The following is a 21,736-nucleotide window of genomic DNA, read 5'->3' on the forward strand; positions in this document are numbered from 1 at the left end:
CGGATCAGCGTGGCAGGCAACGTCTTCGGGCACCTTGCCGTCATCGGCCGAACCCCGCTCGGTGATCTCGAGCGGGTACTGGTGGGTCACGCGACATCGCTGCTCAGTCTCGAACACGCCAAACCCGGTCAGGTGATGCGCGACCAGCAGGCGCTGAACTCCGACGCGTTGACACTGGCCATGTCGGGCCCGCCGCCCGCGGCAGCGCGCAACATCGTGTTGCGCGCAGCGACCGGGACGGGCGTGTGCGGATCGCCGTCGCGCAGTATTCGGGGGTGGGAGGTGCACAGCAGGCCGCCGCGGCGGTGGCGGTGGAATTGCAGAACCATTGGCGACCGGTGTTCGTCGACCAGAGCGGTCCGGAGGTGGTGGTACTCCTTCGCGGGGAGGACCAGCGCTCGTTCGCCGAATCGGTGCTCGCGATGGTGGGCAGGCAAGGGGCCCGTGCCGGATTGGGCACGGTGGTCTCGGTCGACGACATCAGCGACTCGGTCCGTCAGGCTCGGCTCGGATGTGCGGTGGCCGGTGAAGGCGAGGTGGTCGACCTGGCCACACAGGGGTCGGTGCTGGCGCTCGAGCCGGTACGCAAGGCGTTCAGCGGGGCACACGAATCGGTCCTGGGCCCGTTGCTCGATCACGATCGACGCACCGACAGCGCCCTGGTGGAGACGCTGCGCGGATACCTGCTGGCGAATGGTCAGTGGGAAGCCGCCGCCACCTCGGTGGGTGTGCACCGGCACACCCTTCGCCACCGGGTGGACCGCATCGAGCAACTTCTGCGCGTCGACCTCACCGACGCACGAACCCGCGCCGAACTGCTGCTGATCCTCTTGTCGGACCCACGCTGACCCGGTCGTTTCAGTAAAGCCCCTGTACGAGTCCCGCGCTCTGCATAGCCCATCGTCGCTACTGGGCGAACGGCTTGGTGAGCTGTTCGGAGACCTGCCAAATTCGATTGGCCGCCTGGGGATCACGCAGTCGTGAGAAGAGTTTCTGTCGTCCGGGGCCGCCGCTGGTGTGCGCTAGCCCGTTCGGACTGTAGAGGCCGCCCGGTTCGGCGTCGGCAGAGGTCGCAGCGTACAGCGCTGGTAGCCGGGCTGTGTCGACCGTCCCGGCCAAGATGCCTCGTTTGGAGAGTGCCTGGATGACCCTTCGGCCCACCGTTTGCTTATCGCGGCCGAGTTCGGGGTGCGCGGCGAGCAGGTTCGTCGGAGCGATACCTGGGTGGGACAGGTTGCTGGTGATGTTCCACCCGCCGGCTTGGCTACGCCGGTCGAGTTCGAGGCCGAACAGTCCGAGCGCGATCTTCGACTGGCTGTAGGCCTTCATGCCGTCATAGGAACGTTCCCACTGCAAATCGTCCCAGTTGATAAAGCCGCTGTTGGCCGCGACACTGATTTGCGACGTCACGCGGGCGTGGCCCGCGCTCAGTAGCGATAACAGCTCAGCGACGAGTCGGAAGTGACCGAGATGGTTGGTGCCGAACTGGATCTCGAATCCGTCGACGGTGCTCTGCCGGTCGGGCGGGGTCATGATGCCGGCGTTGTTGATGAGGATATTGATCGGCCGGCCCTCCTCGCGGAGGGATTGGCCCAGAGCCTCGACGGAAGCAAGCGAAGACAGGTCGAGCTGCCGTAGCGACACGTTTGCGGCGGGCGCCTTCTCGAGGATTGAGGCGATCGCGGCCTCGCCTTTGCCTCGATTTCGTACGGGCAGCAACACTTCGGCGCCGGCACCTGCGAGTTTGGTGGCGATGTCGAGCCCGATGCCGTCGCTTGCTCCGGTGACGACAGCGCGGGTGCCAGACAGGTCGGGGATGGTGATGTCGATAGTTGCGCGTGGCATGTGTTGTTCTCCTGGGCTCTGGTGGTTCCTTCACAGTCGCGCGCCCCGGCCGCCTTGGGCAGGGCCCGTCTATCCACTGACCGCGAAGCCGTGGATAGACCGTGCCGCGCGCGGTAGGAAGAAGGCGAACCTTGGAGGCGATGTGGTCATCGATCGGATTGGACTGGCGGACTTCTTGCGTCGCCGACGGGAGGCGCTACAGCCCGAGGATGTGGGACTGCCGCGTGGTCCGCGCCGGCGGACCAGCGGATTGCGGCGAGAGGAAGTGGCGGCGCTGTGCCACATGTCGACTGACTACTACGCGCGTATCGAACGCCAGAGCGGACCGCAGCCGTCCGAGCAGATGATCGCAGCCATCGCGCAGGGCCTGCATCTCTCGATTGAAGAGCGTGACCATCTGTTCCGGCTTGCCGGACATCAACCGCCCACGCGCGGCCCGGGAAGCGAGCACATCAGCCCTGGTCTGCAGCGCATCTTTGACCGCCTGCACGACACTCCTGCCGAGATAGTCACCGAACTCGGCGAGACGTTGCGGCAGACCGCGCTCGGCGAGGCACTCACCGGTGACCTCACCGCCTACAGCGGCCCAGCCCGCAGCATTGGATATCGCTGGTTCACCGATCCCGACAGCCGCGGGCTCTACGCTCCCAAGGAGCATCCATTTCTCAGCCGTCTGTGGGTGTCGGGCCTGCGCGGGGTGGTCACCCTCAGAGGCCCCGATTCCTATGCGGCGCACTTATCCAATCTGCTGCTCGAGCAAAGCGACGAGTTCCGGCAGGTATGGAATAGGCATGAGGTCGGTCTACGCCCCCCTGGCGTGAAGAAGTTCATACATCCCGAGCTCGGCGAGTTGGAGTTGACCTGTCAGACCCTGCTCGATCCAACCCAGTCGCATGTGCTCTTGGTCTATACGGCTGTCCCCGGCACACAGAGTTACGAGAAGTTGAAGTTGCTGTCAGTCTTGGGGACTCGGTGATCCGGCCGGTCGGGGTGAAACTCTGTCGGCAAGCGCCAACCCGGTGACGACGATGATGTCCGGCCGATAGGCTGACTCGGGTGGAACTCGTCATCGGAATCGACATGGGCACCGGAAGCAGTAAGGGGGTTCTCGCCGATGCCGGGGGAACGGTGCTCGCCACCGAGACGGTTCCCCACGAGACGTCGATGCCGCGGCCGGGATGGGTGGAGGTCGACCCGGAACGGGTGTGGTGGCAGGAGATCTGCACGATCAGCTCCGCGCTGATGGCCGCCAAACCCGCGGACGGTGATGTGGTCGCCATCTGTGTCAGCGGGGTCGGTCCGTGCCTGGTTCTCTGCGACGCCGATCTCCGGCCCACCCGCCCGGCCATCCTGTACGGCGTGGACACCCGGGCCAGCGCGGAGATCGCCGAGTTGACCGAACAGCTGGGCGCCGAGCAGATCCTCGCCGATGCCGGGACGTTGCTGTCCAGTCAGGCGGTCGGGCCCAAGATGCTGTGGGTGCGCAATCGCGAACCTGAGGTGTGGGCGCGCTCGGCGCGCTGGTACGGGTCAAACTCGTACATCGCCGCCAAACTCACCGGTGAGTACGTGATGGATCACCACACGGCCAGCCAGTGCGACCCGCTCTATGCGATAAAGGATTTCGAGTGGCACCGCCGGTGGGCGGAGCAGATCTGCGCCGACATTCCGATGCCACGCTTGTGCTGGCCGGGCGAGGTGGTGGGCACTGTTCACCGTCGCGGCGCGGAGGAAACCGGACTGCCCGAGGGGATCCCGGTGGTCGCGGGGACGGTCGATGCTTTCGCCGAAGCATTCTCGGTGGGTGTGCGTCAGCCGGGTGACCAGATGTTGATGTACGGCTCGACGATGTTCCTGATCCAGATCATCGACGAGTTCCACAGCGACCCAGCGCTGTGGACCACTGCCGGCGTCCAGGAGCGCACCCTCGCACTCGCTGCCGGGACGTCTACCGCCGGTCGGCTGATCTCGTGGCTTCAATCGGTCACCGGCAACGCCTCATTCGACGAATTGACGTCCGAGGCGATGGCGGTGCCGCCGGGTAGCGAGGGACTGCTCTTGCTGCCGTATCTCGCGGGAGAACGCACTCCGGTGTTCGATCCCGATGCGCGCGGCGTGTTCGCCGGGCTCACGTTGCGGCACAGCCGCGGACATCTGTTCCGGTCGGCGTACGAGGGGATCTCCTTCGGTATCCGGCAGATCCTCGAGATGTTCGATGACGCGCACACCGCCAAACGCACCGTCGCGGTGGGTGGCGGGCTGCGCAGCCCGGTATGGGCTCAAGCACTCAGCGATATCACCGGCCGCACCCAGTTGGTCCCGGAACAGACGATCGGCGCGAGTTACGGCGACGCTCTCCTCGCCGCGACCGCGGTTGATCTCGTTGCGCCGGAGACAGATTGGACCAAGCTCGCTCGGGAGATCACCCCCGACCCGAAGGTCGCGTCACTCTATGACGACCTCTATCAGACGTGGCGCGAACTGTATCCGGCAACGGCAGATCAGGTACATCATCTGGCGCGGATGACCGACGACCGCTGAGAGCTGGTGGTCGGGTGCACCGCGGCTGAGTCGGTCGCGCCCGCTTGTAGCGCTCAGCCCATCGTGTAGCCGCCGTCGACGGGGAGGTCCACGCCGGAGATCATCGATGCCGCGTCCGAGGCCAGCCACAGCACGGTGTTCGACACTTCCTGCGGAATCGCGAAGCGGCCCAGCGGGATCCGCGCCAGCATCGGCGCGGCTTTGGTCTCCTCACCCCACACGCGTTGACCCATCTCGGTGAGCACGACGGTGGGGCACACCGAATTGGCGCGGATCCCGTACTGGCCCAGTTCGAGCGCCAGCACCTTGGTGGCCATCACCAATCCGGCCTTGGAGGCGCAGTACGAGTAGTGCTCACGCAGTGGTGCCAGGGCGGCAGCCGAGGCGACCGTGACGATAGAACCTCCGGTGCCCTGCTCGACCATGATCGAGCCCACCCGCGCGGCCAGAAGGGCGGGAGCTCGGAGGTTGACGTTCAGTACGGCGTCGTACTGCTCGGTGTCGAGGTCGAGAACTGAATGGGGATAGGAGATTCCGGCGTTGTTGATCAGGATGTCCAGGCCGTCGAACGCACCTGCGGCGGCACGCGCGAGTGCTTCGGGACCATCGGTGTCGGCCAGGTCGGCGACCACTGTGGCAACGCGCGTGCGTGTTCACGGCTCAGGGTGGCAGCGGCCTCGTCCAGCTCGACCTTGTTGCGTCCGCTCAGGATGAGGTCGGCCCCCGCGCGTGCGAGCGTGACCGCGATATCGGCGCCGATTCCTTTGGTGGCGCCGGTGATCAGCGCGCGTTTGCCGTCGAGGCGCAGAGTGGTCGGATCGACAGTCGGGGTGGTCATAAGCTCTCCATGATTGCTGTGGCGGTTGCGGGATCGGTGACGAGTTGGTTGAAGAAGCCCGCGGCTGCCCCGGCGACGATCGGGTCGACCTTGTCTTTGCCGACCGCCACACCGATGCCGATCGGCACCTGCTTGAGCAGGTCCAGTTCGATGGCGATGAGCCGCTCACGTCCAGGGAAATCGACGGCCCGGCCGTCGCGGTCGTAGAAGCGCGAGCACACGTCCCCCACGGCCGAGCGCAGCGACGCCGAGCCGGTCGGGACGAATTGCGGTATGTCAGAACGTAACAGAGGCGGTGCGCCGATGCCCATCAGCGCGCAGCGGGCCTGCGACCACAATCGCAGGACCGGCTGGATGCTGGGGTCGGCCGTGAGCGAGGCGTGCAGGTCCGGCCCGGGCAGGGCGGGTGCGAAGAGGTAGTTCGGTCGGCCGCCGATCCTTCCTGCGACGAGTCGGGTGATCTCGTTGGTCTGGTACCACGGCTCGGGTTGGTCGTTGCCGCCGACGGTCGGTACCACCAGTACGCCAGGCAGTTCGGCCATCTCGTACTGGGCCACTTCGTAGACGGTGCGGCCCGACGACACCAGGAGTACGTCGCCCGGCAGCAGATTCGCGTCACGGAGGCTGCGTGCCACCGCGGGGGCGAGAACCGATCCCATGACCTCCACGGTCGGGCGCGCTGGGGTCGGCGGGGGCAGCGGGCTGCTGAGATACACCCTGTCGAGGTGCAGTGCCGCCGCCAGGCTGGTCTCCAGGTCGGCGTCGAAGAAGTCTTGTGGCGCAATCACTTCGATGCGGACGATGCCCCGGCGACGGGCTTCGGCGAGCAGCCGGCTGACGGTTGCGCGGCTGACGCCGAGCTGTGATGCGACATCGAGTTGGGTGGCTTCTTCGGTGTAGTACAGGCGGGCAGCGGCATAGACCAGCGAGGCGGAGAAGTGGCCGGAATCCGACCCGTTCGCCGCATCGGCCGACGGGGAGGCCGCCGACCTGCGTGTCTGGTTGGCCATGAGGCACACCCCTCCGTCGGTGACTGCGATCCCGCCGATTATGGCACTGCACATTTGTTCATGCGGTGAAAACTCGTGAACATCTGTTCTGTACATATGTATCAGGAAGCGCTAACGTGACCCGGAACACAGCAAAATGAACGCGGCCTCGGCCGGTGAGGAGTTGGCTAATGGGTGAGCAACTACCCGAGAAGATGCAGGCAGTTGTCTGTCATGGACCCGAGGACTACCGCTTGGAGCAGGTCGCGGTACCGGTCGCCGGCCCCGGTGAGGCGTTGATCAAGGTCGAAGCAGTCGGTATCTGCGCGAGTGATCTCAAGTGCTACCACGGTGCGGCGAAGTTCTGGGGCGACGAGAATCGTCCCGCGTGGGCCGAGACGGAGGTCATCCCAGGCCACGAGTTCGTCGGCACGGTGGTCGCACTCGACGACGCAGCCGCCGAGCGGTGGGGGATCGCGGTGGGCGACCGGGTGGTGTCCGAGCAGATCGTTCCCTGCTGGGAGTGCATGTACTGCAAGCGCGGCTGGTACCACATGTGCGCGCCGCACGACCTCTACGGATTCAAACGCCGCACACCCGGGGCGATGGCCGAGTACATGGTCTATCCCGGAGAGGCGCTGGTGCACAAGGTCTCCAAGGACATCCCTGCGCACCACGCTGCATTCGCCGAGCCTCTGTCGTGCTCACTTCACGCCGTCGAGCGCGCACAGATCACCTTCGAGGACACCGTCGTCGTCGCCGGCTGCGGACCGATCGGCCTGGGCATGATCGCAGGTGCAAAGTCGAAGAACCCCGCTCGCGTGATCGCCCTCGACATGGCCGAGGAGAAGCTCGAACTCGCGAAGCGGTGCGGTGCCGACCTCACCATCAACATCGCGACCGAGGATGCGGTGGCGATGATCAAGGATCTGACGGACGGCTACGGTGCCGATGTGTACCTGGAAGCCACAGGGCACCCCTCGGCGGTCCCGCAGGGACTGAATCTGCTGCGCAAACTCGGCCGGTACGTGGAGTACGGCGTCTTCGGGAGCGACGTGTCCGTCGACTGGAGCATCATCAGCGACGACAAAGAGCTCGACGTCCTCGGTGCGCACCTCGGTCCGTACTGCTGGCCCGCAGCCATCCGCATGATCGAGTCGGGGGTTCTCCCGATGGACGAGATCTGCACCCACCAGTTGCCGCTGAGCGAGTTCCAGCGCGGATTGGACCTGGTGGCCAGCGGTAAAGAGTCGGTCAAGGTGTCCTTGATCCCGGCCTGAGCGAAAGACGTATCCATGAATGAGAACTTTTCGGTCAACACTCCGATGTCCCGTCGAAACCTGCTGCGGGCGTTCGGCGTGGTGGGTGTTGCCGCTGCCGCAGCACCGATCCTGGGCGCCTGTGGCGTGGGTGGCCGAGTCGACGCGGAGAACGGTGCCGCTGCGGTCTCGGGCTCGTTCGACTGGCGTAAAGCCGAAGGCACCACGCTCAACATCCTGCAGACACCGCACCCCTACCAGCAGTCATTCCAGCCGCTGTTGTCCGAGTTCAGCGCTCTCACCGGCATCAAGGTGAATGTCGATCTCGTGCCCGAGGCCGACTACTTCACCAAGTTGAACACCGAACTCGCCGGCGGCACGGGCAAGCACGACGTCTTCATGCTGGGTGCCTACTTCATCTGGCAATACGGCCCGCCCGGATGGATCGAGGACCTGGGCCCGTGGTTGGGCAACAGCGCGGCCACCAGCCAGGAGTACGACTTCGACGACATCTTCGAAGGCCTGCGCACCTCGACCCGCTGGAACTTCGAGCTGGGCAGCCCGCTCGGCACCGGCGGTCAGTGGGCCATCCCCTGGGGATTCGAGAACAATGTGGTGGCCTACAACAAGGCCTACTTCGACAGCCGGAAGATCGCGCTGCCGGACAACTTCGACGACTTCATCCAGCTCGCAATCGATCTCACCGATCGCTCGGAGAACCGCTACGGCATCGCGACCCGCGGCTCGAAGTCGTGGGCGACCATCCATCCCGGCTTCATGAGTCAGTACGCCCGTGAAGGCGCCGTCGACTACACGCTCGACGGAGACGAACTGGTGGCCCGGATGAACTCCGCGAAAGCGGTCGACTTCACACGCAAGTGGATCGAGATGCAGCACAAGGCCGGACCCACGTCGTGGACCACGTACGACTACCCCAACGCCACCGGTGACCTCGGTGACGGCAAGGCGATGATGGTGTACGACGCCGACAGCGCCACGTACCCCAAGAACAAACCCGGCGCCAGCGCGCAGGCAGGCAACCTCGGGTGGTACCCCGGACCCGCGGGACCGGACGGCAACTACAACACCAACCTCTGGACCTGGACGTGGGCGATGAACTCGCTGTCCAAGAACAAGCTCGCCGCCTGGCTGTTCATGCAGTGGGCCACCGGCAAAGAGGCGATGAACAAGGCCGTCGAAGGCGGCATCTATGCGGACCCGGTCCGTAAGTCGGTGTTCGACAGCACGTTCAAGCGGATCGCGGCCGACCAGCCGGGCTACCTCGAGACCTTCGAGGCGGTCATCGGGTCCTCGAAGATCCAGTTCACCCCGCAGAAGAAGTTCTTCGACACCACCAAGGACTGGGCGGTGGCGTTGCAGGACATCTACGGCGGCGACGACGCCCAGTCCCGGCTGGACAGTCTGGCCAAGACCAACACCTCCAAAGTGAATCTCTAACGGAGAGAGAAGAACCAATGACCACTCAAGCGTCAAAGGCGACGACGGATGGTGTTTCGGACCAGCCGCCTGTCCGAGCGGACAAACCGGTCGAGGTGCCGTCCTGGCGCCGACGGCTGCGCCCCTACCTGCTCTCGCTTCCCGCACTCATCATCGTCATCGGCATCCTGTACCCGTTCTTCGTCGGTGCCTACTACTCGGTGCTCAACTACGCGGCCGTCAACCCCGATCCCGTGTTCGTCGGTTTCCGTAACTTCGCCTCCGTGCTCGGCGACCAGATCTTCTGGCAGAGCGTGCAGGTCACCGGAGTGTTCGCGGTGGTCGCAACGGCGGTCGAGACCGTCCTCGGCGTGGGCCTCGCGCTGTTGCTCAACCGCTCCAGCATCATCGGCAAGATCTTCGAGAAGGTCCTGATCCTGCCACTGATGATCGCACCCGTCATCGCGGGCGTGATCTGGAAGCTGATGTTCAACCCGCAGTTCGGAATCCTCAATCACGTTCTGGGACTGGGGAACACCTTCGACTGGCTGTCCAGCACCAATGCGCTCTGGTCGGTGATCCTGGTCGACGTCTGGATCTTCACCCCGTTTGTCGCCATCCTCGTGCTCGCGGGCATCCGCTCGCTGCCGAAGGAGCCGTTCGAGGCCTCCGAGGTCGACGGTGCCAACTGGTTCTTCATGTTCCGCAAACTGATGCTGCCGATGCTGTGGCCATACATCCTGGTGGCCGTCATCTTCCGGTTCATGGACAACCTCAAGGTGTTCGACGCGATCTACGTGCTCACCGCGGGCGGCCCCGGCGTCTCGACCCGCACCCTGCAGATCGGCGCGTTCGAGGACGCGATCATCAACCTCGACTACTCCCGTGGAGCGACCTACATGTTGCTGCTCTGGATCATCGTGTTCATCACCGCACGCGTTCTCGTCAGCGTGCTCGGAAAGGCGCAGCGACGAGCTGCGGGAGCGGAGTCCTGACATGGCGCGTGAACTCTTGCCCGGTCAAAAACGATTCACCGTCGGGTCGATTGCGGCCGACCTCACCCTGATCGCGTGGTTCATCTTCTCGCTGTTCCCGATCATCTGGATGGTGATCCTCTCGCTGAAGAACACCGAGCAGCAGACCAGCACCTACTTCTCCTTCAGCCCCACCCTGGAGAACTTCTCGACGGTGTTGTCCAACAAAGGAACCGAGCTGACCAGCGTCGACTTCAAGGCGTCGCTGCTGACCAGCCTGATCAACTGTGGTGGTGCGGTCATCGTGTCGCTGGTCATCGGAATCCCGGCGGCTTACGCGGCCGGCCGGTGGAAGTACCGCGGCAGTGAGGATCTGATGTTCCAGATGCTCTCGTTCCGGTTCGCGCCCGAGCTCATGGTGATCGTCCCGCTGTTCGTGATCTACAACCAGATCGGACTCTTCGACACCCACGTCGGAATGATCTGGGTGCTGCAGTTGGTCACCATGCCGCTGGTGGTGTGGATCCTGCGTTCCTACTTCCAGGATCTGCCCGAAGACCTCGAGCAGGCGGCCCTGCTGGACGGCTACACCCGGTCCAGGGCGTTTGTGATGGTGGCGCTGCCGCTGGTCCGTCCGGGCATCGCGGCCGCCGGACTGCTGGCGTTCATCTTCGCGTGGAACAACTACGTGTTCCCGTTGATCCTCGCCGACAGCAATGCCGGTGTGACGGTGGCGATCACCAAGTTCCTCGGCGGTGGCGGTCAGGCCTACTACAACCTCACCGCGGCAGCTGCGGTCATCGCGGCGCTGCCCCCGCTGATCCTCGCGTTGACCATTCAGCGCTACCTCGTCCGCGGTCTCTCGTTTGGAGCGGTGAAAGCATGAGCACTCTCAGGCTCGACAACCTCAGCAAGAACTACGGCAAGACGGTCGGCATCAAGGACCTGTCCCTCGACATCGCGGACGGCGAGTTCTTCGTCATCCTCGGACCCAGTGGTGCGGGAAAGACCACCACCCTCAAGTCGATTGCCGGTCTGGTCGACGTCGATGCCGGTTCGGTGCACATCGGCGGCGTCGACATGACACTGGTGGAGCCCTACCGCCGGAACGTGGCGATGGCGTTCGAGAGCTACGCGCTGTATCCGCAGAAGACGGTGTCGCAGAACCTCGAATCGCCGCTGAAGTCGGGACGGACGGGCAAGTACACCGACGCCGAACGCAAGCAGCGCATCGATCAGGTCACCACCACACTGGGCATCAACCATCTGCTCGAGCGCTTCCCCCGTGAGCTGTCCAACGGACAGCGGCAGCGTGTTGCGCTCGGCCGGGTGCTGGTGCGGCCGGCGGATGTCTACCTGCTCGACGAACCGCTCAGTCACCTCGATGCCAAGCTCCGTGCGGCGATGCGTGCCGAGCTGAAGCAACTCGGCCAGATGTCGAGTACCACCACCATTTACGTCACGCACGACTACCAGGAGGCGCTCGCGCTCGGTGATCGCATCGGGGTGCTGCGCGACGGAGAACTGGTCCAAGTCGGCACGCCCGAGCAGATCTGGCGCAGCCCGGCCGACACCTTCGTGGCGAAGTCGTTGGGGCAGCCCGAGATCAACGTCGTCGACGCTGTGATCGATGGCTCGACCGCTCGGCTGGGCGACGGATCGGGAAGGGTGCGGGTGCCGGACGGCGTGATGGCGTCGTCGGGCGACCGTGTGCGGGTCGGACTGCGGCCCTGTGATCTGAAGGTGCTGGGTCGCGGCGAGCGGATCCCCGACGATGCGATGCAGTTGCACGGTCGGGTGATGCTGGCCGAGCGACTCGGCAGGAACGTGGAGCTCACCATCGACTCGTGTGGACGGCAGATCATCGCATTGTCAAGCGGGCGCGAACATTTCGCGGAAGGCGCCGAGGTGAGCCTCACCGTCGCCACCCGCGATGTCCACGTGTTCGACGACGAGCGGGCCGGCACGGACAGTGTGCGGCTGATATCGAACGTGCAATCGGAAATGGAGGCAACCCGGTGAGCTCGACGACCATCCCCGCCCCGAGTCAGGTGTCGTCTGACGTCGCCAAGAGCCTGACCCTCGACAAGCTGGTGAAGACGTACTCGGCCCGCGGCCGCGAGAGTTTCCAGGCGGTCAAGGGCATCGATCTGACCATCGCCCCAGGGGAACTCGTCGCATTGCTCGGTCCTTCGGGCTGTGGCAAGACGACAACCCTGCGCATGATCGCCGGTCTGGAAACCGTCACCTCCGGTTCGATCAAGGTGGGAGACAAAGAGATCTCGCAGCTGCCCGCAGCCAAGCGAGGCATCGGTGTGGGCTTCGAGAGCTACGCCCTGTATCCGCCCATGTCGATCCGCGACAATCTCGCGTACGGCCTCAAGGCTCGCAAGGTTTCCGGTGCCGACCAGCTGGTGGAGACCATCGCCAGTCGCCTGGAGATGGAAGACCTTCTGCCGCTTCGGCCGGCGAGCCTGTCGAGTGGTCAGAAGCAGCGGGTGGCGCTGGCGCGAGCGCTCGTCCGCAACCCACCGGTACTGCTGCTGGACGAGCCGCTGAGCCACCTCGACGCATCGGCCCGGCAACGGGTGCGCCGCGAACTCAAGGTGCTGCAGCGCGAATTCGGATACACCACCATCGTGGTCACACACGACCAGGTCGAGGCACTCTCGCTCGCCGACCGTCTCGCCGTGATGAACCACGGCGTGATCCAGCAGTTCGGCACGCCGGACGAGGTCTTCGACGACCCGGCCAATCTCTTTGTCGCCGAGTTCGTGGGCGAACCGCAGATCAACGTGCTGCGCGGTGTCACCCGCACCATCGACCAGACGGTTTTCGTCGAGATCGGGCGTGGTGCAGGACGATTGGCGACCACCGTGCGTGGCCCGATCGCCGATGGCACCCGGGTGTCGGTGGGGTTGCGACCGCAGGATTGCTCGGTTGTCCGGGCCGCCGGTGATCCGACCGTGTCGGCGTCGGTGGCGTACTTCGAGCATCTCCTGGAGTTCGGGCTGGCCACGTGCACGGTCAGTGGCATCGAGGAAGGGATCGTTGTACAGACGCCCGCCGAGGACCACTTCACCACCGACCAGAAGATCGAGATCGGCGCCCCACCCGAGCGCGTGTACCTCTTCGACGCCGATGGCGGGGAGCGGTTGCGATGACCCGGTTGTTCAACGACCCGTCGCGGTTTTCCGAGGACATGCTCGCGGGCTTCTGCGATGCCAATTCCCGGTACGTCGCGGCCGTGCCTGGGGGAGTGGTGCGTGCGCACCGGACGCCACCGGGCAAGGTCGCGGTGGTGGTCGGCGGCGGCTCCGGTCACTACCCCGCGTTCTGCGGCGTCGTGGGCCCGGGGTTCGCCGACGGGGCCGTGGTGGGCAACATCTTCACCTCGCCGTCCACCGACGAGGCCACCTCGGTGGCCCGCGCTGCCGACGGCGGTGCCGGCGTGTTGCTGACCACCGGGAACTACGCGGGCGACGTGATGAACTTCGGGCTCGCCGTGCAACAGCTGCGGGCCGAGGGAATCGACGCGCACTACCTTGCGGTCACCGACGACGTCGCCAGTGCACCGGCCGGCGAAGAGTCCCGACGGCGAGGCATCGCAGGCGATTTCACGGTGTTCCGGTGTGCCGGTGCCGCGGCCGATGCCGGGCGGGACATGGCGGGCGTCCTCGACATCGCCCGACGGGCCAACGACGCGACGCGCACACTTGGTGTCGCTTTCGACGGATGCACGATGCCCGGGGCAGATGCCCCACTGTTCACCGTCCCGGCCGGGAAGATGGGTGTGGGCCTTGGCATCCATGGTGAACCGGGTATCGCCGACGAGCCGATGCCGACAGCCGAGGAACTGGCCCGCACACTGGTCGACGGCGTGCTGGCAGCAGCTCCCACCACCGACTCGAAGCGGATGGCCGTGATCCTCAACGGGCTCGGCCGCACCAAATACGAGGAACTGTTCGTGGTGTGGTCCACGGCGTCGGCGCTGCTTCGCGAGGCGGGGTACACCCTGATCGATCCCGAGGTGGGGGAGCTGGTGACCAGCCTCGACATGGCCGGTTGTTCGCTCACCGTGATGTGGCTCGACGACGACCTCGAGCGTTTCTGGACGGCCCCCGCCGACACCCCTGCCTACCGGAAGATGACCGGCGACCACGTCGGCCCAGCGATGGGTGACACGCAATTACGTTCGGGGACAGACGAAGTCGAGGTCGCCGCGGCCCCCGCGTTGGCATCTCTCTCGGACGAGGCGGGCCGCCGCACCGGACAGGTGGTCGGAGAGGCATTGCACGCCCTTGCCGATGCGGTGGCCGGCGCCGAGACGGAACTCGGCCGCATCGATGCCGTGGCAGGCGACGGTGACCACGGCCGCGGAATGGTCAAGGGCAGTTCGGCCGCTGTCGCCGCGGCCGATGAGGCCATAGCCGCTCAGGCCGGGGCCGGATCGGTACTCGCCGCTGCCGGAAAAGCCTGGGCCGCAAAGGCAGGCGGCACCTCGGGTGTGTTGTGGGGTGCGCTGCTCGGTGCACTTGCGCCCGGCTCGGCGACACCGGTTCACCAGATACCGCACTGCTCGGTGCCGGTCTGCGCGACGGGTATCAGGCACTTGTCGATCTCGGCGGTGCTGCGCCCGGCGACAAGACGATGCTCGACGCGCTCGGGCCCTTTGTCGAAGAGATCGAACGACAGGCCGCCGAGGGCGTCGGCTGGCACGACGCCTGGTCGGCCGCCGCAGTGGTGGCCGACGAGTCCGCACAGGCCACAGCTCGACTACGACCGAAGGTCGGCCGTGCCCGGCCCCTCGCCGAACGCAGCGTCGGGACACCCGATGCCGGCGCGATCTCACTGGCGCTGTCGGTGCAGGCGATCGCCGACCGAACCAGCGCCCTCGTGGGCGCAGGGCACTCAAGCGATGAGAGGACATCTCACTCATGACCGATTCACAGAACTCCGGCGCACTACGCATCGTCATCGGGTCCGACGACGCGGGCTATGAGTACAAGGAGACCCTGAAGGCTGACCTGCAGTCCGACGGAAGGGTCGACAGCGTCGTCGACGTCGGTGTCGGTGCCGACGACCAGACCGCGTACCCGCACGTCGCGGTGACAGCCGCGCGAATGGTGGCCGAGGGCAAGGCCGACCGCGCGCTGCTGGTGTGCGGCACCGGGCTCGGTGTGGCCATCAGTGCCAACAAGGTGCCGGGTGTGCGGGCGGTGACCGCGCACGACAGCTTCTCCGTCGAGCGGTCGGTGCTCAGCAACAACGCCCAGGTGCTGTGTTTCGGACAGCGGGTGGTCGGGCTCGAATTGGCCCGTCGGCTGGCCCGTGAGTGGCTCGATTACACCTTCGACCCCGAAAGTGCCTCGGCCGGAAAGGTCGCCGCCATCGACGACTACGAGCACAAGACCGCCGGCTGAGGCAGAACTTGGTGGGTCCGGGTAGAACGTTTCTCCCCGGTCGCGTTCCCCGGGCCCACCATTCCCACCGCAGAAAACGAAGGTTCTACCGAAGATTCGAAGGCCTGGACCATCCATGGCCGGGGTCACATCAGGACATTTGCCACACTGGAGATCGTGCCGCACACCACCGACCGTTCCGCCCAGCTGTTCGAGCGCGCGTCGCGCTCCATACCCGGCGGGGTCAACTCGCCGGTTCGTGCCTTCAACTCGGTTGGGGGTACACCCCGATTCATCTCTAGTGCCTACGGGTACCGGCTGAACGATGCCGACGGCAACAGCTACGTCGACCTCGTCTCCAGCTGGGGGCCGATGATCCTCGGTCACGCCCATCCGGCCGTCGTCGAGGCGGTGCAGACAGCCGCGACCACGGGCTTGTCGTTCGGTGCACCCACCGAGGCCGAGATCGATCTGGCCGAGGAGATCATCGCGCGGGTCGACCCGGTGCAGCAGGTCCGGCTGGTGAACTCGGGCACCGAGGCCACCATGTCGGCGGTCCGGCTGGCCCGCGGGTTCACCGGTCGCAGCAAGATCATCAAGTTCTCCGGCTGCTACCACGGTCACGTCGACGCGCTGCTGGCCGACGCGGGTTCGGGCGTCGCGACCCTCGGGCTGCCGACGTCGCCCGGTGTCACCGGTGCGCAGGCGCAGGACACCATCGTGCTCCCGTACAACGACCTCACCGCGGTCCGCGAGACCTTTGCCGCGTACCCCGGTCAGATCGCCGCCATCATCACCGAGGCGGCGGCAGGCAACATGGGGGCGGTGGCCCCGGTGGACGGCTTCAACCAGGGCCTCAAAGACATCACGTCTGCAGATGGCGCCCTGTTGATCATCGACGAGGTGATGACGGGGTTCCGCGTCAGCAAAGCCGGCTGGTTCGGCCTCGAGGGTGTCGCAGGTGACCTCTACACCTTCGGAAAGGTGATGAGCGGCGGCCTGCCTGCCGCTGCCTTCGGTGGCCGCGCCGACATCATGGCCTACCTCGCGCCGGCCGGCCCGGTCTACCAGGCCGGCACCCTGTCCGGTAACCCCGTCGCGGTGGCGGCCGGTCTCGCCACCCTGCGCCACGCCGACGACTCCGTGTACGCGGCACTCGACGCCAATTCCAAACAGCTCGGTTCCCTGATCGGCGAGGCGCTCACCGCGGAGGGAGTCGGCCACCGCGTCCAGTTCGCAGGCAACCTGGTCAGTGTCTTCTTCACCACGCGACCCGATGCTGCGATCAACGACTACGCGGCCGTAAAGAACACCGAGACCTGGCGTTTTGCGCCGTTCTTCCACGCGTTGCTCGACGCCGGGGTATACCCGCCGCCCAGTGCGTTCGAAGCCTGGTTTGTATCCGCGGCGCTGGACGGGGATGCTTTCGGTGTCATTGCCGACGCACTACCGGCAGCCGCGGCCGCGGCTGCACGTGCTCGGAAGGAGAACTGATGCAGCAGCGCACCATCGTGCACATGATGCGGCACGGCGAGGTACACAACCCGGACGGCATTCTTTACGGACGCCTGTCGGGCTTCCATCTCTCCGAGCTGGGCGCGTCCCAGGCGCAAAAGGTCGCCGACTCCCTGGCCGACCACGACATCACCCATGTGTTCGCGTCGCCGCTGCAGCGTGCGCAGGAGACGGCCACTCCCATCGCCGCCTCGCACGGCCTGGAGATCATCACCGACGAGGGTTTGATCGAAGCCGAGAACACCTTCGAGGGCCTGCGCGTCTCGGCGGGCGATGGAGCTCTGCGTCGCCCGCGGCACTGGCCCAAACTGCGCGACCCGTTCACCCCCAGCTGGGGCGAGCCCTACATCCAGCTCGCGCACCGCATGCTCGCCGTCGCCAACAAGGCGCGCGAGGAAGCTCGTGGCCATGAGGCCGTGTGCGTCAGCCATCAGCTGCCCGTCTACACGCTGCGCCGTTTCCTCGAGGGCCAGCGTCTCTGGCACGACCCGCGTAAGCGGCAGTGCTCGCTGGCCTCGCTGACCAGCCTTTTGTACGACGGCGATGCACTCGTCGACATCGTGTACTCCGAGCCGGCCGGATCATCTGATCCGCTCGCCACAGGAGCTTGAGGGAAAACGGAACATATTGACGGCGAACGACAATGGGGGTCGACTCGGCCGCGGGCGCAGTGTCGCGCACGTATTGGCCCCGTTGGGATGGCGACTGGGTCTACTGGCCGTCCTCGGCCTGGTGACCCTGCTCGTGATGACGGCGTGCAGCACCGGCGATGACGCGGTCGCCCAGGGCGACACGTTCGAGTTCGTCTCGCCCGGCGGCAAGACGGTCATCTTCTACGATCCTCCCGCCGACCGCGGCAAGGTGGCCGCCATCTCCGGCGAGGACCTGCTCGACGACACCAAGACCATCAACCTGTCAGACTTCGCGGGCCAGGTCGTGGTGATCAACGTGTGGGGTTCGTGGTGTGGGCCGTGCCGCGGCGAGGCCGCGGCCTTGGAGCAGGTGTACGAAGCCACCAAGGCCCAGGGCGTGAGTTTTCTCGGTATCGACCTGCGCGACGAGAAGAGCACGGCACGTGACTTCGTGAAGGACCGCGGCGTCACCTACCCGTCGATCTTCGACTTCCCGGGCCGCACATTGGCCAAGCTCACCACCCCCACATCTGTGGTTCCGACCACCCTCGTCCTCGACCGCGACCACCGCGCGGCCGCCGTCTTCCTCAAGGCGATCACCGCCGAAGAGTTGCAGCCCGTCGTCGAGCGGGTCGCCGCCGAGAGTGCGCCGCAGCAATGACGGTGATGCTGAGCGCCGGAGCCCAGAGCACGGCAACGCTCGCCGGTGTGGGGGACAGCTTCTCCAACACCGTCTCGACGGGCCCACTGTTGCTGGCCCTCGGCGCGTGTGTGCTGGCCGGTCTGGTCTCCTTCGCCTCGCCGTGCGTGGTGCCACTGGTGCCCGGCTACCTCTCCTACCTTGCCGGTCTCGTCGGAGCCGAGGCGCCGGCGATGTCGCCCAAGGAGTCGAGAAAGGCTGGGCGACTTCGGGTCACCGGTGCTGCGCTGCTGTTTGTCCTCGGCTTCACGGTGGTGTTTGTCCTCGCCACCGCATCGGTGTTCGGGATCACGAGCACGTTCATCGTCAATCGTGAACTGCTGCAACGCATCGGCGGCGTGGTCACCATCATCATGGGGCTGGTTTTCATCGGGCTGATCCCGATGTTGCAGCGCGACGCGAGGTTTCATCCGCGACTGGTGTCCAATCTCGTCGGCGCACCCTTGCTCGGCGCAGTGTTTGCACTCGGCTGGACACCGTGCCTCGGTCCCACCCTTGCTGCTGTCATCACCACCGCGAGCGGCACCGAGGGTGCGACGGCTGCGCGTGGGGTCACCCTGATCGTCTTCTACTGCCTCGGCCTGGGGTTGCCGTTCGTCCTGCTGGCCTTCGGCTCGGCATGGGCGCTGCGTGCGGTGGGCTGGATGCGCCGTCACGCCCGGGCCATCCAGATCTTCGGAGGTGTACTACTGGTTGTCGTGGGCGTGGCACTGGTGACCGGACTGTGGGATCAGTTCATCGTCTGGGTCCGCGACATGTTCGTCACCGACACGGTGCTGCCGATATGACCGCCACCGCGACCAGGGCGCCGCAGCCGGGCAAGGTGCCGCCGCCCAGCCCGATCAAGCGCTACCTCCTGTGGCCCGCGCGTAATCTCTGGCGCTCGCTGACGTCCATGCGCACCGCGCTGGCCCTGTTGTTCCTCCTCGCCTTGGCCGCGGTACCCGGCGCGCTGCTGCCACAACGCGACCTCAACGAGCAGAAGACCACGCAGTACATCGCCGACCACGGCTTCTTCGGTGAGCTGTTCGACAAACTGCAGATGTACGACGTCTTCGGCAGTGTCTGGTTCACCGCGATCTACGCGCTGCTGTTCATCTCCCTGGTCGGGTGCCTCACCCCGCGCATGGTGGAGCACGCCAAGTCGCTCCGGGCGCGTCCGGTGGCCGCCCCGCGCAACCTCGGACGGTTACCGCGGCACGAGAGCCACGAGGTGGACGGCAGCCCCGAGGGCATCGCGGAGCGGATCAACAACGGACTCCGCGGATGGCGTAAGACCACCCGGACCACGCAGCGCACCGAAGCCGACGGCTCGGTGGTCACCGTCACCGAGATCTCCGCGGAAAAGGGTTACCTGCGCGAGTTCGGAAACCTGGTCTTCCACTTCGCTCTCCTGGCGCTGCTCGTCTCGATCGCGGCAGGCAAGTTGTACGGCTACGAGGGCACCCGCATCCTGGTGGCCAACGGCGACGAGGGCCTGTGCAACACCTCCACGGCGGTCTACGACTCGTTCCGCGCCGGCAACCTGGTCGACGGCACCAACCTCAACGAGTTCTGCATGCAGGTCGACTCGTTCGAGGCCAAGTTCCTGCCCACCGGCCAGCCCGAGGACTACAGCTCGAAGGTGCGGTACCAGGTCGGCGACGACATTGACGGCGACATCTGGAAAGACGCAGAGGTCAAGGTCAACCACCCGCTGCGGATCGCAGGCGACCGGATCTACCTGCTGGGCAACGGCTTCGCCCCCACCTTCACCGTCACTTTCCCGAACGGCGAGACCCGTTCGCAGACCGTCCCGTTCCAGCCCAACGAGCTGCAGACGATGATGTCGAGCGGTGCGGCCCGGTTCGACACCCCCGCCGGGCTGTACCCGAACGAGGACGAGCGGCGCAAGAACCAAATCGCGATCGAGGGGCTGTTCGCGCCGACGGCCGTGTTCCACGGCGGCCTGATGACGTCGTCGTTCCCGCTGCCGGAGAACCCAGCGGTCGCCGTCGACATCTACCAGGGAGATACCGGCCTCGACACCGGTCGCGCACAGAATGTGTTCAGTCTCGACGTCAACATGATCAATCAGGGCCGGCTGCTCAAGAAGGACCGCGTCAACCTCCAGCAGGGAGAGAAGGCGACGCTCGAGGACGGCACCACCGTTTCCTTCGACGGCTATCAACGCTGGGTGTCGATGCAGGTGTCCCACGACCCTGCCCAGAACTGGGTCCTCGGTTCGTCGATCGCGATGCTGGCCGGACTGCTGGTCTCGCTGTTGATCAAGCGCCGCCGTGTCTGGGCCCGGATCACACCACTGACCGCAGGTACGAGCCTTGACGATGCCCGTGCGCGGGCGCCCGCAGACGCCGCAGATCAGGCTGGCGATTCCGCCCACGGACCGGATTCTCAGAATCGGCCCGAGACCTCTACTCTGGGTGTGCGACGCTGTGTAGTAGAGATGGCCGGACTGGCCCGGACCGACCAGGCCGGATGGGGAGAAGGCTTCCCCGACATGGTCGCCGACCTGCTGGGGATCACCCCGCCGCGTCCGGCAACCAAGCCACACAGGGCAACAAGCGTAAGTAGCGATCGGCTGCGGAAGGTGAGCGATGGACGTCAACGAGACGCTGTCCCGATATTCGGATCTGTGCTTCGGGACCGCGCTGACGGTCTACGTACTGGCGATGGTCATGTTCCTGGCCGCGCTGGCCAGCAAGCGACAGGTCGTCGAGAAGTCGGCTGAACTCGTCGCAGCAGGCGCCGGCCGCACCGTGGTGCCCGCGTCGGATGTCCGTACCCCGGGCAAGCTCGAGACGGCGGCCAAGGCACCGCTCGGTGATCGGCTGGCCAAGATGGCGTTCGGCGTGGTGTTGCTCGCGACCGCGCTGCAGATCGGGTCGATCGTCCTTCGTGGTTTCGCGACCGGTCGCGCTCCGTGGGGCAACATGTACGAGTTCGTCTCGATCTCGTGTGCGGCGGGCATGGTCGCCGCCCTGTTCGTGCTCCGTAAACGCGAATACCGGCCGTTGCTCGGGTTCGTCCTGTTGCCCGTGGTGATCCTGCTGTTCATCGCAGGCACCTACCTGTACACGAACGCCGCCCCGGTGGTGCCCGCCCTCAAGTCCTACTGGCTTGCCATCCATGTCTCGATCGTCGCGACGGGTTCAGGGGTGTTCCTGGTATCCGGTGTCGCGAGCATCCTGTACCTGCTGAAGCTCAAATACCCAAACCCGAGCGACCGGTTCTGGGGACGCATCCTGCAACGCGTGCCACCCGCGCAGACCCTGGATCGACTGGCCTACAAGACCGTGGTCTTCGCCTTCCCCCTCTTCGGGCTCGGCGTGATCTGCGGAGCCATCTGGGCCGAAGCGGCGTGGGGCCGGTTCTGGGGCTGGGATCCCAAGGAGACGGTGTCGTTCATCGCCTGGGTGATCTATGCGGCCTACCTACACGCCCGGGCAACCGCGGGCTGGCGCAACACCGCCGCCGCGTGGATCAACATCGCCGGCTTCGTGGCGATGTTGTTCAACCTCTTCATCATCAATCTGGTTGTGTCCGGCCTACATTCGTACGCCGGACTCTGACCTGACCCGAGGTGGACCGCCGGACCCGAGGG

General features: G+C 65.7%; 20 protein-coding genes and 1 pseudogene. 17 read left to right on the forward strand and 4 right to left on the reverse strand.

Translation table 11 applies throughout. From position 1 onward, the window contains the following. Positions 1-245: 245 nt before the first annotated feature. Positions 246-848 carry a CdaR family transcriptional regulator gene (locus tag W823_RS59055; protein ID WP_235189636.1) on the forward strand — a complete coding sequence of 201 codons (603 nt, stop codon included), beginning with the start codon at positions 246-248 and terminating at the stop codon, positions 846-848. Positions 849-906: 58 nt separating this feature from the next. On the opposite strand, the gene W823_RS50930 is transcribed toward W823_RS59055, so the two are convergent. Next, a complete protein-coding gene (locus W823_RS50930) occupies positions 907-1,845 on the reverse strand; it encodes an SDR family oxidoreductase (protein WP_023961378.1) in 939 nt (312 codons plus the stop codon). A 142-nt stretch (positions 1,846-1,987) separates the two neighbouring features. Here W823_RS50930 and W823_RS50935 point away from each other — a divergent pair, with 142 nt between their 5' ends. Further along, a complete protein-coding gene (locus W823_RS50935; RefSeq protein ID WP_023961379.1) occupies positions 1,988-2,821 on the forward strand; it encodes a helix-turn-helix transcriptional regulator in 834 nt (277 codons plus the stop codon). An 80-nt stretch (positions 2,822-2,901) separates the two neighbouring features. Then, complete coding sequence (locus W823_RS50940) at positions 2,902-4,386, forward strand: FGGY-family carbohydrate kinase (protein ID WP_023961380.1); 1,485 nt, start codon at positions 2,902-2,904, stop codon at positions 4,384-4,386. Positions 4,387-4,439: 53 nt separating this feature from the next. Here the strand turns inward: W823_RS50940 and W823_RS50945 are convergent, their stop codons facing one another. The 3 genes from W823_RS50945 to W823_RS50950 are packed head-to-tail and all read right to left on the reverse strand — an operon-like array spanning position 4,440 to position 6,234. Next, on the reverse strand, positions 4,440-5,018 hold the full coding sequence (locus W823_RS50945) for an SDR family oxidoreductase (RefSeq protein ID WP_235189637.1): 579 nt from the start codon (positions 5,016-5,018) through the stop codon (positions 4,440-4,442). Next, on the reverse strand, positions 4,934-5,224 hold the full coding sequence (locus tag W823_RS59060; RefSeq protein ID WP_235189638.1) for an SDR family NAD(P)-dependent oxidoreductase: 291 nt from the start codon (positions 5,222-5,224) through the stop codon (positions 4,934-4,936). Before W823_RS59060 ends, W823_RS50945 begins: the two co-directional genes overlap by 85 nt. Continuing rightward, positions 5,221-6,234 (reverse strand): sugar-binding transcriptional regulator, encoded by a 1,014-nt coding sequence (locus tag W823_RS50950; RefSeq protein WP_031333076.1) that lies wholly within the window; start codon positions 6,232-6,234, stop codon positions 5,221-5,223. Before W823_RS50950 ends, W823_RS59060 begins: the two co-directional genes overlap by 4 nt. Before the next feature lie 170 nt (positions 6,235-6,404). Between W823_RS50950 and eltD the strand changes: the two genes are divergently transcribed. The 14 genes and pseudogenes from eltD (at position 6,405) to ccsB (ending at position 21,704) form a co-directional block, all read left to right on the forward strand. After that, positions 6,405-7,493, forward strand: coding sequence for an erythritol/L-threitol dehyrogenase (gene eltD / locus W823_RS50955; protein WP_023961382.1), 1,089 nt, complete (start codon positions 6,405-6,407; stop codon positions 7,491-7,493). Positions 7,494-7,508: 15 nt separating this feature from the next. Beyond that, positions 7,509-8,930 carry an ABC transporter substrate-binding protein gene (locus W823_RS50960; protein WP_031333077.1) on the forward strand — a complete coding sequence of 474 codons (1,422 nt, stop codon included), beginning with the start codon at positions 7,509-7,511 and terminating at the stop codon, positions 8,928-8,930. A 17-nt stretch (positions 8,931-8,947) separates the two neighbouring features. Continuing rightward, the gene (locus W823_RS50965) at positions 8,948-9,904 is read left to right on the forward strand and encodes a carbohydrate ABC transporter permease (RefSeq protein WP_023961384.1); all 957 of its coding nucleotides are present in this window, start codon (positions 8,948-8,950) and stop codon (positions 9,902-9,904) included. Between the two features lies 1 nt (position 9,905). Beyond that, positions 9,906-10,769, forward strand: a complete 864-nt coding sequence (locus W823_RS50970) for a carbohydrate ABC transporter permease (RefSeq protein WP_023961385.1) — start codon at positions 9,906-9,908, stop codon at positions 10,767-10,769. Next, positions 10,766-11,905 carry an ABC transporter ATP-binding protein gene (locus W823_RS50975; RefSeq protein ID WP_023961386.1) on the forward strand — a complete coding sequence of 380 codons (1,140 nt, stop codon included), beginning with the start codon at positions 10,766-10,768 and terminating at the stop codon, positions 11,903-11,905. Before W823_RS50970 ends, W823_RS50975 begins: the two co-directional genes overlap by 4 nt. Then, a complete protein-coding gene (locus W823_RS50980) occupies positions 11,902-13,047 on the forward strand; it encodes an ABC transporter ATP-binding protein (RefSeq protein ID WP_023961387.1) in 1,146 nt (381 codons plus the stop codon). Before W823_RS50975 ends, W823_RS50980 begins: the two co-directional genes overlap by 4 nt. A gap of 38 nt (positions 13,048-13,085) precedes the next feature. Next, a pseudogene (locus tag W823_RS50985) lies at positions 13,086-14,701 on the forward strand (dihydroxyacetone kinase family protein); the annotation flags it as partial. Between the two features lie 119 nt (positions 14,702-14,820). Then, the gene (locus W823_RS50990; protein ID WP_023961388.1) at positions 14,821-15,306 is read left to right on the forward strand and encodes a ribose-5-phosphate isomerase; all 486 of its coding nucleotides are present in this window, start codon (positions 14,821-14,823) and stop codon (positions 15,304-15,306) included. A gap of 153 nt (positions 15,307-15,459) precedes the next feature. Further along, a complete protein-coding gene (hemL, locus tag W823_RS50995) occupies positions 15,460-16,779 on the forward strand; it encodes a glutamate-1-semialdehyde 2,1-aminomutase (RefSeq protein WP_031333079.1) in 1,320 nt (439 codons plus the stop codon). Next, on the forward strand, positions 16,779-17,411 hold the full coding sequence (locus tag W823_RS51000; RefSeq protein WP_023961390.1) for a histidine phosphatase family protein: 633 nt from the start codon (positions 16,779-16,781) through the stop codon (positions 17,409-17,411). Before hemL ends, W823_RS51000 begins: the two co-directional genes overlap by 1 nt. A 136-nt stretch (positions 17,412-17,547) precedes the next feature. Further along, positions 17,548-18,093 (forward strand): TlpA disulfide reductase family protein, encoded by a 546-nt coding sequence (locus tag W823_RS51005; protein WP_051406663.1) that lies wholly within the window; start codon positions 17,548-17,550, stop codon positions 18,091-18,093. 5 nt (positions 18,094-18,098) lie between these two features. After that, positions 18,099-18,920, forward strand: coding sequence for a cytochrome c biogenesis CcdA family protein (locus tag W823_RS51010; protein WP_030165512.1), 822 nt, complete (start codon positions 18,099-18,101; stop codon positions 18,918-18,920). Beyond that, on the forward strand, positions 18,917-20,863 hold the full coding sequence (locus W823_RS51015; protein WP_023961393.1) for a cytochrome c biogenesis protein ResB: 1,947 nt from the start codon (positions 18,917-18,919) through the stop codon (positions 20,861-20,863). The genes W823_RS51010 and W823_RS51015 overlap by 4 nt, the downstream gene beginning before the upstream one ends. Continuing rightward, entirely contained in the window at positions 20,784-21,704 is a 921-nt protein-coding gene (ccsB, locus tag W823_RS51020) for a c-type cytochrome biogenesis protein CcsB (RefSeq protein ID WP_235189640.1), read from the forward strand. Before W823_RS51015 ends, ccsB begins: the two co-directional genes overlap by 80 nt. Positions 21,705-21,736 lie beyond the last annotated feature (32 nt).

It is taken from the genome of Williamsia sp. D3 (assembly GCF_000506245.1).
Classification (GTDB): domain Bacteria; phylum Actinomycetota; class Actinomycetes; order Mycobacteriales; family Mycobacteriaceae; genus Williamsia; species Williamsia muralis.

Bases quoted from the DNA above. Each gene is read 5' to 3' on its own strand.
- W823_RS51000 (WP_023961390.1), top strand. From the start codon at position 16,779: ATGCAGCAGCGCACCATCGTGCACATGATGCGGCACGGCGAGGTACAC.
- W823_RS50965 (WP_023961384.1), top strand. From the start codon at position 8,948: ATGACCACTCAAGCGTCAAAGGCGACGACGGATGGTGTTTCGGACCAG.
- W823_RS51015 (WP_023961393.1), top strand. From the start codon at position 18,917: ATGACCGCCACCGCGACCAGGGCGCCGCAGCCGGGCAAGGTGCCGCCG.
- W823_RS51005 (WP_051406663.1), top strand. From the start codon at position 17,548: ATGACGGCGTGCAGCACCGGCGATGACGCGGTCGCCCAGGGCGACACG.
- W823_RS50950 (WP_031333076.1), bottom strand. From the start codon at position 6,234: ATGGCCAACCAGACACGCAGGTCGGCGGCCTCCCCGTCGGCCGATGCG.
- W823_RS50970 (WP_023961385.1), top strand. From the start codon at position 9,906: ATGGCGCGTGAACTCTTGCCCGGTCAAAAACGATTCACCGTCGGGTCG.
- W823_RS51010 (WP_030165512.1), top strand. From the start codon at position 18,099: ATGCTGAGCGCCGGAGCCCAGAGCACGGCAACGCTCGCCGGTGTGGGG.
- W823_RS50975 (WP_023961386.1), top strand. From the start codon at position 10,766: ATGAGCACTCTCAGGCTCGACAACCTCAGCAAGAACTACGGCAAGACG.
- eltD (WP_023961382.1), top strand. From the start codon at position 6,405: ATGGGTGAGCAACTACCCGAGAAGATGCAGGCAGTTGTCTGTCATGGA.
- W823_RS50930 (WP_023961378.1), bottom strand. From the start codon at position 1,845: ATGCCACGCGCAACTATCGACATCACCATCCCCGACCTGTCTGGCACC.
- W823_RS59060 (WP_235189638.1), bottom strand. From the start codon at position 5,224: ATGACCACCCCGACTGTCGATCCGACCACTCTGCGCCTCGACGGCAAA.
- W823_RS50990 (WP_023961388.1), top strand. From the start codon at position 14,821: ATGACCGATTCACAGAACTCCGGCGCACTACGCATCGTCATCGGGTCC.
- W823_RS50960 (WP_031333077.1), top strand. From the start codon at position 7,509: ATGAATGAGAACTTTTCGGTCAACACTCCGATGTCCCGTCGAAACCTG.